Annotated in this window: 10 protein-coding genes and 2 pseudogenes; 10 read left to right on the forward strand and 2 right to left on the reverse strand. The window is 66.1% G+C overall.

Annotated features, from left to right (window positions below):
* Positions 1 to 246: 246 nt before the first annotated feature.
* Positions 247 to 549, forward strand: coding sequence for a LysR family transcriptional regulator (locus MB84_RS31800; RefSeq protein WP_425415930.1), 303 nt, complete (start codon positions 247 to 249; stop codon positions 547 to 549).
* Here the strand turns inward: MB84_RS31800 and MB84_RS25380 are convergent.
* The gene (locus tag MB84_RS25380; protein WP_157122979.1) at positions 509 to 2,749 is read right to left on the reverse strand and encodes an MORN repeat-containing protein; all 2,241 of its coding nucleotides are present in this window, start codon (positions 2,747 to 2,749) and stop codon (positions 509 to 511) included. The genes MB84_RS31800 and MB84_RS25380 overlap by 41 nt on opposite strands.
* A 457-nt stretch (positions 2,750 to 3,206) precedes the next feature.
* Here MB84_RS25380 and MB84_RS25390 point away from each other — a divergent pair, with 457 nt between their 5' ends.
* Positions 3,207 to 4,847 carry a hypothetical protein gene (locus MB84_RS25390; RefSeq protein ID WP_052654424.1) on the forward strand — a complete coding sequence of 547 codons (1,641 nt, stop codon included), beginning with the start codon at positions 3,207 to 3,209 and terminating at the stop codon, positions 4,845 to 4,847.
* Positions 4,848 to 4,956: 109 nt separating this feature from the next.
* Positions 4,957 to 5,833, forward strand: a pseudogene (locus MB84_RS31805) (DDE-type integrase/transposase/recombinase); the annotation flags it as partial.
* 51 nt (positions 5,834 to 5,884) lie between these two features.
* Here MB84_RS31805 and MB84_RS31195 read toward each other — a convergent pair.
* Positions 5,885 to 6,092: pseudogene (locus tag MB84_RS31195) on the reverse strand (IS30 family transposase); the annotation flags it as partial.
* Between the two features lie 387 nt (positions 6,093 to 6,479).
* Here MB84_RS31195 and MB84_RS31200 point away from each other — a divergent pair.
* The 7 genes from MB84_RS31200 to MB84_RS25430 all read left to right on the forward strand — a co-directional run bounded on the left by MB84_RS31200 (position 6,480) and on the right by MB84_RS25430 (position 18,150).
* A complete protein-coding gene (locus tag MB84_RS31200; protein WP_245725613.1) occupies positions 6,480 to 7,277 on the forward strand; it encodes a hypothetical protein in 798 nt (265 codons plus the stop codon).
* Between the two features lie 1,601 nt (positions 7,278 to 8,878).
* Complete coding sequence (locus tag MB84_RS31205; protein WP_281192334.1) at positions 8,879 to 9,841, forward strand: autotransporter outer membrane beta-barrel domain-containing protein; 963 nt, start codon at positions 8,879 to 8,881, stop codon at positions 9,839 to 9,841.
* Between the two features lie 1,086 nt (positions 9,842 to 10,927).
* Positions 10,928 to 12,379 (forward strand): flavin-containing monooxygenase, encoded by a 1,452-nt coding sequence (locus MB84_RS25410; RefSeq protein ID WP_052654434.1) that lies wholly within the window; start codon positions 10,928 to 10,930, stop codon positions 12,377 to 12,379.
* 146 nt (positions 12,380 to 12,525) lie between these two features.
* Positions 12,526 to 15,417, forward strand: coding sequence for a bifunctional diguanylate cyclase/phosphodiesterase (locus MB84_RS25415; RefSeq protein WP_052654436.1), 2,892 nt, complete (start codon positions 12,526 to 12,528; stop codon positions 15,415 to 15,417).
* Between the two features lie 244 nt (positions 15,418 to 15,661).
* Entirely contained in the window at positions 15,662 to 16,483 is an 822-nt protein-coding gene (locus MB84_RS25420; RefSeq protein ID WP_052654438.1) for an FkbM family methyltransferase, read from the forward strand.
* Positions 16,484 to 16,862: 379 nt separating this feature from the next.
* Positions 16,863 to 17,090, forward strand: coding sequence for a hypothetical protein (locus MB84_RS25425; RefSeq protein ID WP_052654439.1), 228 nt, complete (start codon positions 16,863 to 16,865; stop codon positions 17,088 to 17,090).
* A 226-nt stretch (positions 17,091 to 17,316) separates the two neighbouring features.
* Positions 17,317 to 18,150 (forward strand): DJ-1/PfpI family protein, encoded by an 834-nt coding sequence (locus tag MB84_RS25430; RefSeq protein WP_084010155.1) that lies wholly within the window; start codon positions 17,317 to 17,319, stop codon positions 18,148 to 18,150.
* Positions 18,151 to 18,515: the final 365 nt, after the last annotated feature.

The following is an 18,515-nucleotide window of genomic DNA, read 5'->3' on the forward strand; positions in this document are numbered from 1 at the left end:
GTGGCCGTGCGCCACGGCACGGTTTGCACGCGCCATGGGCGCGACGGTTGACGGCATCCGCGTGGACTGACGTCGGTGGGCGGTGTCGGAACCCCAGCGACGACGCGGATGCCGTTTCTTTCGCCCGCGTAGCGCACGCCACCCTCGCGCGCCCGCCGGATCGCTCACGGGCCACCTTCACCGACGACGGGTCGTCCGGCGTTCGGCGGGGCGGGACGCGCTCCGCGCGCCCGTGCCCCCACAGGGATGCGCGCTCGCACGCCCTCGCCCGGCGCCACGACGGCACCCCGGCCTGCTACAGGATCCGTCCTCTCGCGGGAGAAACGGGCCGGCTTCGCGAGTGTGGCCCGGCATCAATGCGTTGAATGCGCGGCCTCTCACCCGAGACTCACGCGCGGGCCCGTCTCGCGGCACATGCGCGCCTTGGAGGCATCCTTGGCGTGTGGGCGGCTCACGCGCCGCCGACGGATGGCGCTGACTCAACAGGGTTGCCGCCTTCTGCGCCACATTAGTGTGACGTCAGTGCCTGCGTCTGCAATTCTCGCTTGATGATTTTGGAGAAGGCGGCCGCGCGCAGCACGTCAGTGAGTAGCCATCCGTTCCCGGAGAGGATGGCCTGTGATAGGTCTTTCATTTTTTCGAGAGAGGTCAAGGCCACCAGGGCCTGCTGTTTCTCGGTGTCGCGAGGATACAGCTGCGCGGCATGCTGTGCGAAAAAACCCTCGATCAGTAGGCCGGGAAACAGTCGGGTCGCCGTGGCCGCAATGTCGCCGAGTCTTGTGATCGTGCGATAGTGAACGCGCGCGATGGCTTTCACATCATTTTTCGGTGCCTCGCCACGCAGCAAAGCAAAGCTTGATGTCTCCAATTCTAAAGTCAAGGCATGCTTAAGAAATTCGTTTCGAAAACGATTGTAATGCGACAGACCTAGTTTCTCATTCATTTGGAGAGCTTTGTTTTTAAACACCGCCATCCAGCTTTTTATCGAGCAATTTTCAGAGGATTGAGGGGATTGGTAAACTGATCCATAGCCGATCTGAGCGTCGCGGTTTTGCGACGGGGGCTCACTTCTGTGCTGCAGTGCAAATTGATAGATAAATCCGATATCAAGTTTTTCTCTTGATAAAAATATATCCCGGAGCGTTTGTTCGTTTTCCGAGTTAATATAGACACTGAGCCGCGTTTCGAATTTCTTTGTGTCAATGCTGTACGGGTGAAGCAACAATCCCTTGCCGGAATTGAAGAGGGTTAGGGCGTATCGACCGCCCTCTTCGACAGGGGGGAGAATTTCAATTTTTATCGAATGAAACAGCATGCTTGGGTTAAAAAGTATGCCGTTACCATTGATTTTTAAATTGTCTTGCCACGCCCGCGCGCGATCCGCTTCGGAGCACAGCATCCATTGATGGGCGCGTTTGACGAGGGCGAGCATAGCGTTTCGATAATCGACGTAGGCTTGCGAATCGTTCTGAGGGTTGGACGAGAGCGGCCCCATGTCCTGTGCGGTGAGCAGCAGCGCTGATTCGGCATACCCTTCGGGGGCACCGTTGTCGACAGCATCCAGCATCATTTGATTGAACCAGTCGCGGTTTCCTGCACCTTCCGCGATGCGGGCACAGACGCCGTTTTGGAGAGTGAGACGGGTGGTTAAGCCAGCAGGGTGGTCAAAAATACCGTCGCCGTGCGCAACATTTTCGGCCCACATCCCCGTGTACTGAATGCCATTGGGCCATATATGTGAGCCTTTCCCGTGTCGACGACCGTCGCGCCAATCCCCCGTATATCGACTCCCGTTATACAAGGACACTGTGCCCTTGCCGTGGGGTTGGCCCGCCCACCCACCGTCGTACAGCCCCGTGTCGGGGACTTTGACGCACGCAGTGTGAGCAGCGGAATCGTGCGTCAGGATTAAAATTCTTTTAACGCCGGAAGCATCGGTATAATCAAGTTCGTTACCCGGAGTCGCGAAAGTCAAGAGATGTCTGATTTCCGCCAGCGTATTTTCCGCTTCGAATGCCGATAGTTCATGCTCATCTTCAATGGCCTTCAGCGCTTTCTCGCCAGATTCATTTCCGGGATGGGAGGTGTCGTGCAGGTGTTGGTGCAAAACGTTCATGCTCGACAATTTACTGTCGATTTCCTTTGATATGGCTTTGATATGTGGGATATCAATGGCATTTTGACTATTGATTTGTTGGCGAAAATTATTTATTAACATCTGCACCGCGTCTTTGAGGCGTTGGTACTTGATTTTTGTCGTCTCGAATGCTGTAACGTCCCTGACGGGCAGGTGTTCCGGCTGGGAAAGAATGCTCAGACGTTGTCCAAACAAACTGGATTTACACTTGAAGTCGAAGTCAATACATTCGCGCTCTTGGGTGAGTACGTGGCGCATCGCGTCGTCCACGTCCCCCCAATTTTCGTAAGCCGTGTGAGCGCTCACCACGTCGTCATGCGCCCGTGACAACCCCTTGAACTCTTCCTGCCACGCCGCCAGCGCGGCCTGGGCTTGCCGGGTCTGCGCCGACATATCATCAGCGTGATGGCGCGGGCAAAGTCTGATGGCTTCGTTTTCAGCCCGCGCATAGCGCAGCTTGGCCGTTTCATACTGCTCAAAGGCGTCGCGCAGGGGTTGCTGTTGTGCGAGGCGGTTTTCGTCGGTCACCGTGTCGGGTGCCGCGCCGCCATGTACCGGGCTGGCAACGGGGGTTTTTTGCGGCGATGTGGACCTTACGGGGCGAGTGTTCACGGCGATATCTTTGGCATGGTGCGGGGCGCAGGACCGAGCATGGTCGTACGGTAACGGACCTCACGGGGGCCTGCCCGGCGGGGCCGGCCAAACGCGCCATGGTGCCGCGGCGCCGTCCCCGCCACAGTGAAGAATTACGCTCCATTGTCGGGCGCGCGGTGCCCCCCGCTCTCGGGTGAACACCTGATTTCGCCGGCGCCGGCGTGCCTCTCAGGACAGTTGATCTTTCGTGCGATTGCCCCGGACTCTCATCTAACCCGGGGACCACCTCAGGTATTTGCCCTATGTCGGCGCTCATGGCGCCAGCCGACACTGTCAGCGGAGGGCCCGACCGCGACGGCGAGCTTGTTGCGCAGCGGAGCGGCCCGCTCATGAGCCGGACTGTGCCGCGCGCCGATGTCGCTGTGGATATGTCCGCTTAAGCAATGTTCATTGCCGCCAACGGCCAACTATCACTATGACGTTCATCCGCGCAGGTGCCAATCAATTCCCCGTGTTCCACACGATATTGAACGCTTCGGTGACGCCGAAAGCGAACAAAGACTGGCCCGAGAGCGTCTACACTCGCCTCGCCGAACGGTTTCTCGGTGGTGCAGGTCGGCCGGCCGAACCCTTGTCGATCTCGATCAGCGGAGAGGACAAACACGCGTTCATCGAATTTACAGACATTCCGGACGGGGATCCTGCGGCGCGCGGCGCGGTGGTACTCGACCGCATTGCAAATCGTCTCGAGGGGACCCTGATGGGCAACGGCGCCGATAACGACGCCGCCAGGGCCGCGGCGCGAAATATTGCAGCCCAATTGGGCGACGAGGAGTTTGAGACGCTTGAACAGACCGCTGTCCAAAAAGCCCTGGGTGATCGGATGAATGGCGTGCCGGTAAGCAGAACGCACATTGCATTGGGACATCACGGCGAAGTGATGGTCCACAAGACCACGCAATGGGCAAGTTATGAGAACGACAACCGTCAGACCATCAGATCGGCGCAGGCCGAAACACCGATACTTGAAGCCCGGGTTGTCATCGCCCTCCGGCTCGTGCGCGGCGATACGAAGACGTTCGCATTGCTCGGCAAGGTGGAGCGCTTTCTTCTGGAGACGCCTGCCGCCGATCTCAAAGCGCGCCTGATGCAGGGCACAGAGAGCTTTATCGATACCATTTTGAACGCAATCGCAAGAATATTCCGCCGGGCCGGGATCCTCATTGAACCGCCCAGTGATGCCGATAACAAGATCTGGGACAGTACCCCCCGGGGATTGGACGACCTTCCCGCATATGCACCCGATGCCGTCCCGCTGCCGCCGCAGAACATTCTGAGTTTAGACCTGCGCCGGGTTCAGGCGTCCCATTCCGGTGTGAAAGAACGCAACGCCGCGCTCGCCTTCGGCCACCATTGTATGGCCGTGATCAGCGCATGGCTTCCGAACTCGGGTTCCCGAAAAGCCGTTGAGGCTGCTGCCGCAGACGATGAGGAAAAAAAAGCGAAATTGCGGCAAGAATCTGAAACGTATGCAAAAATCATAAACGAGTATCGAAGAGAATTTGCTCCGGAAATTGAGCTTCCCATGACAAATGTGCCACGCTTCAAACCAATGACGGCTAAAAAACTCCTAGGCAAAATGCAAGCTTCATTGGAAACGTCGACTGGAAATTGTTTTGAAATGACATTGGCGGCGGCCGCCTTTGCGCGATCGCGTGCATTGGTGTTTTTTTCCGAGCAAGGACTTACCGATGTCAGTATTGAGACTGAAATGTTTCACGCGTTATCCAACAATAAAACCAACGAGGACCGCTACGAAAAGCGTGATGGCGAAGATCATGCTTTTTGCGTCGTAAAAGTACGGGTTAATGGCCACTCCTTAAAAATGGCGATCGATCCTTGGATGAATGTTTGCCTGCCTTATAACGATTATCTCGATTACGCGTCGGCTCATACGGCTCCCCCTTACACGACACATGATACTAAATTTGGTATTAACCAGGAATACACTAATTTAATAAAAACTCCAGAGTTTATTGAAACTGCCCGTGACGTTGTAAGTAAAAAACTGTCGGCACCGCCTCCGGGCGAGATAATAGGTAAATTTTCTAAATAGAATTATTTACTGCTTTAAGGTAATTCCATTGCATACAAGTCTGCAGCTGTGAGGGCGGTCGAAAAAAGTAAAGGTCAACGTTTCGTACCACCGTGAAACGGGGGCATGCATGAATCGAGTTCCGAGGCGGTCTGCACAAGCGAATTTCGTGAGCAGGCAGTCAAGCTGGCGCTCAGTGAAGGGGCGGCATTTCGGAGGCGGCGCGGCGGCTGTCGGTGCCTCCCAAGACGTCGGCGAACCGGGTCCGTTGAACGAAAGCGGGCAAGCCGCAGGCAGTCGGCACAGAGCAGAACCCGCAAACGGAACTTGAGGCCGAGCTCGCATGCGTCCGGCGAGAACGGGCGGAAGTGAAGAGGGCGCGCGAACTGTTAGAAAATTCCCGACGTACGCCGCGCGAGAATCCCGGTGAGGCACGACGTGACCGAACAGATGCGACAAAACCGGCCGGTGCTATCGATGTGCGGAATGCCGGGTGTTTAGATCAGTGGCTATGACGGCGGAGGCAAGCGCTCGCCCTCGAAACGGGCCAGGCCCGACTCCAAGAAAAATTCTCGCGGCCCGTCAGCGCACGCGCGAAGGTGGCCCCGAGTGCCTGCAAAAAAACCTATTGAGCGCCATGGTATTCAGGCGGGTATATGTCGGATAAAACGCTTACGTAGGATATCGGGCCTGCGGTGCAGGCAGACGCCTAGGTTCAAGGCCACGACCCATGTAGGGCACGACTTGCCCGTCGCACCGAACCTGCTGCGGCAGGATTCCGGCGTCGGGGCGCCCGTGCAGGCATGGTGTGGCGATATCCCATACGTCGTGCCGACGAAGGACGGTTATATTTTGCCGGTTTGAGGGATTTGTACAGTGGCGAAATCGTTGGCTATGCGATGAGCGCACGCATGACGAAGTACCGGGCGATGCAGGCGCTGTTTCGCGCCGTCTTGATCCGACGGCCGAAGCTCGGCCCGATTCAGCATATCGATCGCGGCTCGCGAGGCGGGTTCCTCGGGTCGGCGCAACACCGGATGTTGAGGCGCGTTCCGAAATTCCTCCAGCGCCTGCGCAGGCGTTTTCCGGTCGAGGGATTTCCGAGGTCCGGCGTTGAGCGTATTTGCCACGCCCGGGATCCGCCGAGCGCGCCACCGGGATAGGCCGGTGCCTTTGGCACGATTGCCGCAACAGGACACCGGTGTTTTCGTTTGTGCCACGCCGCCATGGACTGTGCGGGTCAGCGAAGAAGTCTTTCCCGCCGGACCCCATCGATTCCGACCTCACCGGCCGGCTTGGCGAATGCGCGAGCCCCGTCCACCGCGGGTGCGGCGGCGCCCGTGATCCGCGTGCGCTGCGGCGTCACGCGGCGCCGCCCCCGGCGGGCATTTCAGGTGTTCGCCCGAGCCCGCAACGTCGCGCGGCTGGCGACAATGAGCGTACGACACTCAAGGTGGCACGGAGGGGGGCGCGATGGGGCGGCGCGACGGCGTGACGACATTCCCCCCGCGACATTCCCCCCCGACAGTTGCGGGCCTGTGGCTCGCCGCCGGAGGCGTCTGAGACCTACCGGCGCCGAGGACGACCCTCGCGACCGTGGCGCGCCGTCAACGCCCCCTGAGCGTCCTGACCGGCCATCACACGGAGTACGAAATGAGGACGACTTGGTTGACGGCCAACGCGGCGGCCGTGCTCGGTTTGATGGGCTCGCCGGCGCAGGCGACCGAAGACTTGTTCATCGACGACGCGCGCGGCAACCGGGTGCTGGTGGGGCGCTTGTTTTCGGCCCAGGACCGGGCGTATGCCTATGCCGATGACAACACCACCCCCGAGTTCTCAACCGGCCCGCTCTCGCCCGCGCAAAAGGCTCAGACGGCAGGGGCGTTGAAGCACTGGGCGGACCTCCTTCAGGTCACGCCCGGCCGCACCCCGGCGATCCTGAACATCGGCACGAGCGCCACCGAGGACGACGTGCATGCCTACAGCCCGCATGTCTTCCTCGAGACGGCGCCGCTCGGCGCGGGTAGCGAGAATCCGACCCTCGTCCAAGCCGCGCTGCAAAATCATCCGGCGGCCGCCGCGCGTTATCAACAGGCCCACGGCGAGATCACCGTCGGGAAAATGGCGTTCTCCCCGAGCCCGTTCCTCCCCTCACAAGTGCCGACGGACGCCCAGGCCCACCTGCATACGCTATTGGTTCACGAAGTGGCGCACGCTTTGGGGATTGGCTCCGATCTGGTGCGCGGCACGTCGCCGGGGGGGCGCCGAGCACCGCCTTCGGCGGCGTGCTCGACGCTTGGGCGGCGCATCTGCACGATGACCACGGCAACGCCGCGCGGCCCGGGCAGACCATTCTCACGCCGCTTAACACCGGGCCCGTCGATCCCGCGGCCTTTGATATCCGCACCGAGCGCGGCTATTTCGCGGGGACGCATGTCTCGGACGTCTTGACCGGCAGCGCCATGAAGGGGCTGCCCGTGCGGGCCCTGCTCGACGGCCTGTATGACTCGCCCATCCTGTCGCACATCGAGCTGAAGAACAGCTTGATGAGTCACCAGCCGTATCGTAACTACACCGCGTTCATGGAAGCGGAGCTCGCCGCGCTGCAGGACATGGGCTATGCCATCGACCGGCGTAACTTCTTCGGTCGCTCCTACTACGGCGACGGCGCCACCGACATCAACGACCGTCCGTTCTTTGGCCGCACCGCCGACGGCACCGCTTACGTGGCCAACACCTACAATACGGCCGCGCAAGGCCTCGGTTTGCATCTTTACGGCAGCCGCAACACGATTGCCCAGCGCGCGGACCTCCTGAGCCTCGGCGCGGGCGGTGCGGGCATCCGGGTGGACGGGCAAGCGAACCACCTCATCGTGCTGCCGGGCACGCGTATCTATGCCGACGGCGTCAACGGCCGCGGCGTGATGTTCGCCTACGGCAAGGAGCACACCCTGGTGCAGCGCGGTGACGTGCAGGCGCTGGGCGCAAACGGCGTGGCGCTGAGCTTCGACTTCGGCCATAACGCCATGGGCGACGCGCGTGACTACCGAGGCTCGTATCTGTATGTCCACACCACTGACGGCGTGCGCGACCCCCTGCTGCCCGAGCTGGCCGGACCGCTCGTCACGCAAGTCGACATCACGGGGCGGGTGGCGGGCCGGCGGGCGTCGCTCTTGCTGTCCGAGAGCGGCTACGTGGCGCAGATCAACTTCATGCGCGCGACGGTGCTGCAGGGCGACGTGCTGTCGTACTATGCGCAGCGTGACGCCAACGGTGCCCTGCGCCTGACCCACCTGACGTTTGGTCGGACGCCGGACGTCGGCGGACGGGCCACCGACGCGCCGGATGCGAACTTCGCGCTGCGCTTTGACGGCCACCTCACGGGCGCCAATCTGTCGGTCAACCTGCTGGGCGGCACCACCGAGCTCCAGGGTGAGCATCGCGTGTTCGACGTGCGGGTCGCCCCGGGCGCGACGCTTGCCGGCCCCGGCACGTACCGGCTTGACGCGGCCGGCCTTTTTACCAACGCGGGCACCGTCGCGCCGGGGGCGCCGGGGCGCGCCATGCGCGTCGCCGGGGACTACACGCAAACGAGCACCGGGCGCCTGCTCGCCACCGTGTCAAGCGACGCGCGCCTTAGCCAACTGGTGGTCGCGGGGCGTGCGAGCTTGGACGGCACGCTCGCGATCGCGCCGCAACGCGGCTGGTACGCCCACGATTTCAGCGTCACATCAAGCGCCTGGCTGCAGGCCGGCGCGACCCAAGGCCGCTTTGCCGACCTCACCACGCTACTCGCCTCGCCGACGCTCACGGCGAGCGCGACGGCGCTGAGCGACACCGCCTATCGCGTGGCGGTGACGCGTGCGGCCCACGCCTACACGCGCTACGCCACAGACGGCAACAGCCGGCAGGTCGGCGCGACGCTTGACCGACTCGCGGGTGCCGCCCCTGCGGAGCTGCAAGCGCTGGTCACGGCCCTCGACTTCTCCGCCGCGGATGGCCGTGATATCGCGACGGCGCTGCCGCCGCTCACCCCGGCCGCGTATGGCGCGATGTTCACCGGCGGGCTGCTGCGCGAGCGGCAAATCACGGACGTGGTCACCGCGGCCGGGGAGGGCACGGACCCCACGGGGGCCGGGCGGGGCGCGCCGCGCACGACCGCGCGGACCTTCGCGGCCACGTTCGGCGCCGGCTACTGGCGCGCGCGCGCCGCCGACATGGCGGGGGCCGGCGGCAATACCTATGGGGTGGTGTTCGGCCTCGAGCGGCGCGTCGGCGACGGGCAGGCCTGGAGGCTCGGGGTGCATGGGGCGGTGAGCGGCCAGTCGACGCGCCTCGACGGCCGCACCCCCGGCGCCGGCAAGACCACCGCTCTCGACGCGGGCGTGCATGCCCGCTATGCGCCGGCGCCGAGCGTCGGGCCGCATGCGTTTGCCGCGCTGCGGGTGGGCGTCGAAGACGCCCGGATCGATCGCACCGTCGCCGTGAACGGCTTCACGGCGGCCCCGCGTGGGACCTGGACCGGGGCCGCCGCGTCGGCGACGGTGGGGGGCGGCTGGCGGTGGCGATTGACCCCGGCGAGCGGCGTGGGTGCGCTCGCCGCGATGGACTATACGGTTCTGTACCGACCCGGCCTGAGCGAGGCGCAGGGTGACGGCGCCCGGTTGCAGCTCGACGGCACGGCCTTCACGTCGTTGCGCACCCGCGTCGGGGGCGAGCTGCGGGCGGCTTGGCCGATGCCGGGCGGCCAGACGCTGAGCGCGCAGCTGCAGGCCACCTGGAACCATGAGTGGCTGGGCCGCGCGGTGACGCAGCGGGCGGCGTTTGCCGCGGCGCCGGGCGTGCCCTTTACGACGCGCAGTGACGTGGTGAGCCGCGACAGCCTCGGCGTGCAGGCGGGGCTGTCGTATCAGTGGGCCAAGCACGCCGTGCTCGGCATGATGGTGGCGAGTAACCTTGACGCGGCGGGCAACGCCGACGTGGCCGGGTCCGTCTCGGCGACCTGGCGATTTTGAGCCCGGGCGCCGCCGGGCGTGGGCCGCGTGCGGCATGGCGGCGGCTCTCGCGCCCCCGCGCGGCCGGGCCCGGGTCGCTCACCTTGAGCCGCCGAGCGCCCGCCGCGGGCCGTGCCACCGCGTGCGCCGACCGTGGGCATCGACGCGAGACAGCGCGCGCCACCGCGGGGGCCGATGCCGCGGCGACGTGCCGGCGCGGCATGACAAACCATGACGAGTCCTGAGAAATGCGGATTTTGCGGTGGGTCGGGACGTGATGAGAATGACGTGAATTCCCCGGACTGTAGGGGAATCATGACCCCGCCCGCGTCCCGACGCGGCTCGACGATGCGTCGGGGACGCGGGCGCGACGTCCGCCCGCCGTCAGGCGTCGCCGCCATGAAAAGCCTGACCTTGCGCCGGCAGGGACGGGAGACGGGACCCGCACCGTCGGGGTCAAACGTCCCTCCGGTGCCCCGACGGCTGCCGACGACGCGGTGTGCGGGTCCGCTCGGCCGCCGGACCTTATACGTTAAACGCGAGCGGCGGCGCCCGGCGCGGTGTGACCCGCCCCTCGCACACGACTTGTTACGTGCGGGCGGCGTCTCGGCCGTCGGATCGTGGGCGCCCCCGTGCACGTGACGGGCGAAGCGCCGGTGTCCCACCCGCTGTGGCACGACGGTCGCACGCAAGCGCTCGCCTCCCGCGCCATCGTCGTGGGCAAGACCGTGCTGTCGGGCGGGACCCGGGAGGTGACCGGCGCGACGCGGTCGCACGCCGTCGTGAGGGCGGGCGCCAGGGTCGTCGGCGGCGCCCTCGGCCGGGGCGGCATTCAGGTCGTGTCGGGCGGGGGCGGGGTGACGAATGTGGCAGACCGGGGGTGCCGGCAGCCGGACGCGCTCGTGCGGCATGCCGATCACCGCGCCCCCCCGCCGTGGGCCGCAACCCCCCAGGCGCGCGGCGGAGATCGGCTGCGGCGCGCGGGCGAGCGCGACCCTTTGGCGAGCGTGGCGCGAGGCACCCCGCGGCACCCCTAAAACGACGCCTTGCCGATGCCGTTTTCGCATCGCGCGGGCGCCCTTATGGTCGCACCGAACAGGCACAAACATGTCGACACCGAACACGCAACATCGGCTTGAGGGGCTTCCCGGGCTCGAAGCCCGACTCCGCCAGGACCTCGCGTGGCTGGCGCTGCCCGCCGCGCCGTGGGTGCCCCGGCGCAGCCACCAGGGCCAAGCGGTGCTTGACGTCGCCATCATCGGGGCGGGGATGGCCGGACTTGCCGCCGCTGCGTCGCTGAACCATCTCGGCGTGCGCACGGTGAATTTCGACCGCGCCCCGCGGGGTCAGGAAGGGCCCTGGACCACGAGTGCGCGGATGCCGAAGCTGCGCACGCCCAAGCATATTACCGGCCCTGCGCTGGGGCTGCCGGCCCTCACCTTTCGCGCCTGGTTCGAGGCGCAATTCGGTGTCGATGCCTGGTCCGCTCTGGAGACGATCCCACGACTGCAATGGCGCGACTATTTGGACTGGTATCGTCAGGTGTTGGCCATTGACGTGCGAAACGAGCACCGCGTGTGCGCCGTCAAGCCCTGCGGCGAGGGCCCGCACGGCGTGGTCACGTTGGACATCGCGTCGCCCGCCGGTCAGCACACCGTGGCCGCCCGCCATGTGGTGTTCGCCACCGGCATGGACGGGCCGGGCGAGCCCGCCTTGCCCGCCTTTGCCAAAGCGTTGCCGCGCCGGTTGTGGGCGCACACGTCCGAGCGCGTCGATTACTCGCGCGTGCGCGGTAAGCGGGTCGGCGTGGTCGGCGCCGGCGCGTCGGCGATGGACAACGCGGCCGCGGCGCTCGACGCGGGGGCGTCGAGCGTCGATCTGCTGATTCGCCGCGCAACGCTGCCGCGGGTCAGTAAGGGCAAGGGGGCCAGCAACCCCGGCGCCACGCATGGACACGTCAATTTGCCCGCCGAATGGAAGTGGCGCATTCGTCACTACATCGATGCGCAAGGCACGCCGCCTCCGCGCGCGAGCGTGCTGCGCGTGTCGCGCCATCCCAATGCGCGTTGGCATTTCGACGAGCCCGTCCGAGACGTCTCGCGATCCGGCGAGGAGGTCCATGTGCGCACCGGCACGCGCACTTTCGTCTTCGATTTCCTCGTGCTCGCCACCGGTTTTCGGCTCGACATCGACCGCAGGCCCGAGATCGCGCCGCTCGCGCCCTATATGCGCCGATGGCGGGATCGCTGGGATCCGGCATGGGGCGAGGAAAATCACGCACTGGCCGGCGCGCCCGACCTCGGGGCGGACTTCGAGTTCCTCGAAACGACGCCCGGTGTGTGCCCGGGCCTGTCGCGAATCCATTGTTTCTGCGCCGCGGCGGTCCTCTCGCACGGCGCCGTGGTGGGCAATATTCCCGGTGTGGGCAAAGGCGCGCTGCGCTTGGCCGCCGGCATTGCCGCCCGGCTGTACAAAGACGATGTCGAACATCACTTTGCCGAACTGGAAGCCTATGACGAAGCGGAAATTTTTGGCGACGAATGGGCGCCCCCGCCCTGATCCCGGCGCCGCAGCGCGGCCGCTTGCCCTGCCGTTGCGGCGCGCGCTCGACGCGGCCCGCCGGGCCCTGTTCCCTTGGGGGGCGGCGCCCGGGGGCGGCGTCAGGCCGCGCCACGGGCGTCATTAGCAGTCACAGAGGTTTCGCCATGCCCACCGACTCAAACCGCGCATCCCTGAGCGCGCCCGACAGCGTGCTCCATGCGCTGCTCGGCGCCGTCTTCTCCGGCTTCGCTCATCCGGTCATCATCAAGGACGCGCAACTGCGCTTTGTCCACGTCAACGCGCCCGCCTGCGCGATGCTCGGGCGCGCCGCGCCGGAGCTGCTCGGTCGCACCGACGACGCGATCGTGCCCGCCGCGCAGGCGGCCCGCATCGCCGCGGTGGATCGCGAGATCCTCGCGAGTGGCGAGCCTCGCGCGTTCGAGGAAGCGATCACCACGCCCGACGGCGAAGCGCGCCACCTGCTCACGCATAAGCACCGCATCGCGCCGCCCGGCGCGCGCGAGCCTCTGATCCTCACCATGATCACCGACGTCACCGAGCTGCGGCACGCCGAGCGCCGACAGCGCCACAGCGAAGCGCACTACCGGGCGCTGGTGGATTTGCTGCCGCAGGTGGTGTGGGTGGCCGACGCGCGCGGCCAAGTGACCGAAATCGGCCCGACCTGGAGTCGGCTCTCCGGGCGCGCGGCCGAGGCGGCCTACGGCTCGGGCTGGGAGAGCGCGGTCCATGCGCAGGATCTGCCGCGCGTTCGCCGACAATGGCGCACCTCGGTCACCAGCGGCGCCCCGTTAGACGTGCAGTGCCGCGTTCGCGCGGCCGACGGCACCTTTCGCTGGGTGCGCAATCGCGCCGCCGCGCGGCGCGACGCGCGCGGGCGCATCGTCGCCTGGCATGGGCTGCTTGAGGACATTCACGAGCGCAAGCGCGCCGAGCTGGCGCTGCGCGAGAGCGAAGCGCTGGTGCGCAGCATCGTTGAGAGCACGCCGGACGGGATTCAACTGCTCGATGCCGAGGGCGAGCTGCTGCTCGTCAATCCGGCCGGGCGCCGGCTGTTCGGGGCGCCCACGGCCGCCGACGGGCAGGGCCGGCGCTGGGACCGGGTGCTGGCGCCCGGCGACCTCGCCAAGGGCGCGCGCGCGCTGGCGCAGGTCCGCGCCGGCCGGGTGGCCCGCTTTGAGGCGTATGTCACCCCCCGCGAGCGCCCCGGCCTATGCATGGATATCATTGCCGCGCCGGTGCCGGGCGCCGACGGCAAGCCCGCGCGCACGCTCACCATCTGGCGCGACATCAGTGGCGCGAAGGCGGCGCGCGACGCGACCGAGGCGGCTCGGCGTGCGGCCGAGGCCGCCGCCGCCAAACTCGCCGCGGTGCTCGAGAACACGCTCGACTGCGTGGTGGTGCTCGATCGTGAATGGCGCTTGAGCTACATGAACGCCAACGCGCGACGGTTGCTCTCGCTGGGCAATGAAGCGATCGGTCAAAGTCTGTGGACGCTCTACCCGCAAGAGCAAAACGGCGTGTTTGCCGACCACTACCGAAAGGCCCTCGCCACGCACCTACCGGTCACGTTCGAGGAGTATTTGCCCGCCCTCAGCCGGTGGCTGGAGGTGCACGCGGCGCCCACCGACGAAGGACTGTCGATCTTTTTTCGGGATACGTCCGAGCGCCGGCGCGCCGAGCAGGAGCGTTTCCAGGCACAGGCACAGGTGTTCCACATGTCACGCCACGACGCGCTGACCACCCTGCCGAACCGCGTGCTGCTGCGTGAGCGGCTCGAGCGCGGCCTGGCGGAGCTCGAGCCGGGCGCCCACTTGAGTGTGCTCACGCTGGATTTGGACGCCTTCAAGCCGGTCAACGACACCTATGGGCATCCGGTCGGCGACATGCTGTTGCGCCACATTGCGGATCGGCTTAACGGCTGCGTTCGCGAGGAGGACACCGTCGCGCGTGTGGGCGGCGACGAGTTTGTGGTGCTTACCCGGCACGGCGGGGCGGCCGCCGAGGCGCCGGCGCTCGCCGCGCGCCTCATCGACGCCCTGCAGCGACCCTTCGATCTGGACGGCGTGTCGGTCGAGATCAGCGCCTGCGCGGGCATCGCGCTGGCCCCGGACGACGGCACCCGCGTCGAAGCGCTGCTGCGCGCCTCGGACGTGGCCCTGTACCGGGCCAAGGCGCAGGGCCGGGGCACCTGCCTGCGCTATGTGCCCGGCATGGACACCCCTTTGCTCGCGCGCCAGGCGATGAAGGTCGCGCTCAAAGGGGCGATCGCCCGCGACGAGCTGGAACTGTTTTTTCAGCCGCTGGTGGATCTGAGCTCCAAACGGGTGAGTGCCTGCGAGGCGCTGCTGCGCTGGCGTCAGGCGGATGCGGGCCTGGTGTCGCCGGCGGACTTCATTCCTCTGGCGGAAGAGAGCGGGCTCATCCATGCGATCGGCCAATGGGTGCTGCGCGGCGCCTGCCAGGAGGCCGTGCGCTGGACGGACGATATCGCCGTGGCGGTCAATCTGTCGCCTCTGCAGTTCCGCGATGAGAACCTCGTGGCGGTTGTGGCGCAGGCGCTCACCGATGCGGGGCTCGCCGCGGCGCGCCTGCAACTCGAGATCACCGAGTCGGTGATGCTCGACGAGAGCGCGGCCAACCTCAGAACGCTGCAAGCGCTGCGCCGCCTGGGGGTCAAGATCGTGATGGACGACTTTGGTACCGGGTACTCGTCCTTTGGGTATCTGCGCCGCTTCCCCTTTGACAAAATCAAGGTGGATCGCGGCTTCATCAACGACCTGCCGCACGGACGTGAATCGTTGGCGGTGGTGCGCGCGGTGGCCGGCATCGGGCGCAGCCTCGGCATTACCACGGTGGTCGAAGGCGTTGAGACACAGGCCCAACTCGAGGTGGTGAGTGCCGAAGGCTTTGACGAGGGGCAGGGTTACCTGTTCTCCGGCCCGGTGCCGGCGGCGCAGGTGCCGGCGCTGCTGCACCGGCTCACGCGTCGCCCGCCCGAGGCGGGGCCCGGCACGGCAAATGAAACGCCCCAATGACCGCGCGAAAGGACAGGTCCGCGCGCGCGGCGCGCGCACCAGGCACGACCATGTGCGCGCCCGGGCCTGCGCACCGGGCACGTCCGTGTGTGACGAGCCGCAATGCGGCCCCATGCGCCCCCCGATGCCCCCGGGCCCCCCGTTATTCGAGGGGCCGCCCGCCGGCCCCGCCCGCTTACCCAGGCGCGTGCGCGCTCGCACGCGCGCGATGAGTTTCCTTTTTCACCACCCGGCCCACTGACCCATGTCCTTTCCTTCTCGTCCACTCGCCTTTATTCTCGCCGCGTCGAATCACGGTCCCCTGATCGTCAATCGACACGATCACAACGTCAACGCCTGCGGGCAGCGCTACGGCGTGGGCCACGACCTCTTGGATCAATCGGCCTATTGCACGGCGGAAGTCGCCTTCGCGTGCGCGCTGCTCGGGCAGCGGCGGCGCTATTTTGGGGATGGCGTGGTGGCACTCGACGGCGGCGCCAATGTCGGGGTGCATACGATTGAATGGGCGCGTTACATGCACGGTTGGGGACGGGTGCTTAGCTTCGAGGCGCAGGAGATCATCTATTACGCGCTGGCCGGCAACATCGTGCTGAACAACTGCCTGAACGCCCGCGCGAGCCTCGCGGCGCTCGGCGAGCGCTGCGGTGACCTGGTGGTGCCGCGGCCCGACTATTTCGCACACGGTAGCTTTGGCAGCCTCGAGTTACGTCAGCACGCGAGCACCGAAGATATCGGCCAGCGTATTTCGTACGATCCCTCGGACGGCACGCGCGTGCCGATGCTCAGCATCGATTCGCTTGAGCTCGCGCGCGTGGATCTGCTTAAGCTTGATGTGGAAGGCATGGAACTCGAGGTGCTGCGCGGCGCCCGGCAGACGCTTTTGAGCTGGCGACCGATCCTGATGGTCGAAGTGATCAAATCGGACGGGGCGGCGATCGAGGGGCTGCTCGGTGACCTGGGCTACCGTTGTTTCGCCGCGGGGATGAATCTGATCGCGGTCCACACCGGCGACCCGGTGCTGTCCCACATCAGTGTGCGTGAGGACGGTGTGATCGTCCTCATGTAAGCCCCCGTCCCCAGGCTGCGCGTCGGCGCTGCGGCGCGCTGCGGAAGCCCGCGCCGATGCCGGCGCACCCACGGGGTGTCAGATCGGCGGCTGCGCTCGGCCGAATCTTGGCGGAGCGGCAAAGCGCGCCCCGACGCGGGTGCGGCGCACGGCGGGCGGCGGGCTCCCGGGATGCCATCATGACCGCCGCCCGTGATTTTTTTCCCTGCGCCAAAACAATAGGGCCCGGCGCCATAACAACAGCCTCGCGCGCGCCGGCGCGATCCGTACACTGGCGAACAACGCCGCGCGTGCGAAGGGCAGAGCGGCGCACCGCTTGCGGGCGGCCGTGCGCGCAGCGCACGCGGGTACATGCAGCAGCACCTGGGAGAGAGCCCCGATGAGGAAGTTTCTGCGCAGCCTCCTGACCTGGAACTTCTGGGTCGACTTGCCGATCGTCACGCGCTGCCCCGCTTGCGAGGGGAGCAATAGCAAGCTGCTGAGCGAGTTGTCGGCGAGCCGGCCCGAACAATGGGCGTGCTGGCATTGTGGCGAGACGTATGAGGTGCCGTCACGGGAGCTGAACCAAGCGATTGCCGCGATGTTCAGCGCCTACTTCGGTTATTGAGCACGGCCCGCGGGCCACGCCGCGCAGCGCACGCGCCATGCGCCGCACGCGACATGCCAGCTGAGGCCGCTGAGGCGGCTGAGGCGGCGCCGACGCCGGTCGACGATCGCACTACACCGCGCGTGCCGACGCCGTGCGCCATGGGGCCCGCCCGGCAGCCGGGAAGCGGCCGTTTTTCTCATCCTGCCGTTGGCCGGCACCCTTCACCGACGTTGAGTGTATGCAAATGCGAATCAAGCTCCCATCCTTCTTTCGACGCCGGCTGCTGCCGGCGCTGTGGGCGATAAGCGTCACCGTCTGGCCCGGCGTGGCGCGCGCCGACACCCTCTCCGCTCGCGCGGCGGACGCACCGCCCCCTGCGCCCGCACAGGCCGGCACGTCCGGTGATACGGCGGTCGCGAAGAAAACCATCGGGATCGTGCTATACCCCGGCTTTGAAACGCTGGACGTCTTTGGACCCGTCGAAATGTGGGGCGAGCTGCCCGGCTATCGGATCGCCATGGTTTCCCAGCACGGCGGACGGGTGAAATCGGTGCAGGGCGTCGAGACCCATGCAACGTACTCGTTTGCCGACGCCCCGCAATTTGACATCCTGATGGTGCCGGGCGGCGAGGGAGCGCGCAACGAAGTGAATAACGCCCGGTTACTGGAATTTATTCGCCGCCAGGACACGCATACGCAGTGGACCGTCTCGGTGTGCACCGGCGCGGCGCTGCTGGCGAAAGCCGGCATCCTGCGTGGGCGCAACGCGACCTCCAACAAGCAGGTGTTTGAATTTGCCGAGGCGCAGGACCCGGGGGTGCATTGGCAAAAAAATGCGCGCTGGGTGGTGGACGGAAAATACGTCACTTCGTCGGGCATCTCGGCGGGCACGGACATGGCGCTGGGGCTCGTGGAGAAACTCTACGGTCGCCGCATGGCGGAAAAGATCGCCGAGGCTGCCGAGTATCAGTGGAATGACGACCCGACGCGGGATCCTTTTGCGCGCGCGGCCACCCGCCCGCGCGGCGACGCGAGCGCGCAAGCGCCCCGAGCGCTGCCCCCCGCGCCCTTGCCATAACGGTGCCGACAGGCGGCCGCCGCCCCGTTTCGCCGCCCCGTTTCGCCGCCCGTACACGGTCGGTACAGGCGCGCTTCGCGCTTCATGTGGCGCGGGTTTTCTGACGAAGACGCGGGATGCCCGGGCACGGCGCCCCCGGCACGCCGATGTCGTGGCGCCACCGCCGAATGGGCCCGCGGCGGGCGCAGTAACTCAATAACGCTTTCCGCACGCCGTCATGCGCCCCGGCGCAGCCGAACGAAGCGGTCGAGACGATCGAGACGATCGAGACGGTAGGGCGTTTCGAGACCGGTGAGCTGCTACGTACGTTACGTACCTCGCGTGCTCGCGTCGTCGCCGCGCCGCGGCGGGGTCGTCGTCGTGAC

Origin of the sequence: Pandoraea oxalativorans (assembly GCF_000972785.3) — a bacterium.
Taxonomy (GTDB): Bacteria; Pseudomonadota; Gammaproteobacteria; order Burkholderiales; family Burkholderiaceae; genus Pandoraea; species Pandoraea oxalativorans.

What these genes read in the sequence shown, in the direction of transcription:
- MB84_RS31800 (WP_425415930.1), top strand. Translation starts at nt 247, where the DNA reads ATGCGCGCTCGCACGCCCTCGCCCGGCGCCACGACGGCACCCCGGCCT.
- MB84_RS25390 (WP_052654424.1), top strand. Translation starts at nt 3,207, where the DNA reads ATGACGTTCATCCGCGCAGGTGCCAATCAATTCCCCGTGTTCCACACG.
- MB84_RS31200 (WP_245725613.1), top strand. Translation starts at nt 6,480, where the DNA reads ATGAGGACGACTTGGTTGACGGCCAACGCGGCGGCCGTGCTCGGTTTG.
- MB84_RS31205 (WP_281192334.1), top strand. Translation starts at nt 8,879, where the DNA reads ATGTTCACCGGCGGGCTGCTGCGCGAGCGGCAAATCACGGACGTGGTC.
- MB84_RS25410 (WP_052654434.1), top strand. Translation starts at nt 10,928, where the DNA reads ATGTCGACACCGAACACGCAACATCGGCTTGAGGGGCTTCCCGGGCTC.
- MB84_RS25415 (WP_052654436.1), top strand. Translation starts at nt 12,526, where the DNA reads ATGCCCACCGACTCAAACCGCGCATCCCTGAGCGCGCCCGACAGCGTG.
- MB84_RS25420 (WP_052654438.1), top strand. Translation starts at nt 15,662, where the DNA reads ATGTCCTTTCCTTCTCGTCCACTCGCCTTTATTCTCGCCGCGTCGAAT.
- MB84_RS25425 (WP_052654439.1), top strand. Translation starts at nt 16,863, where the DNA reads ATGAGGAAGTTTCTGCGCAGCCTCCTGACCTGGAACTTCTGGGTCGAC.
- MB84_RS25430 (WP_084010155.1), top strand. Translation starts at nt 17,317, where the DNA reads ATGCGAATCAAGCTCCCATCCTTCTTTCGACGCCGGCTGCTGCCGGCG.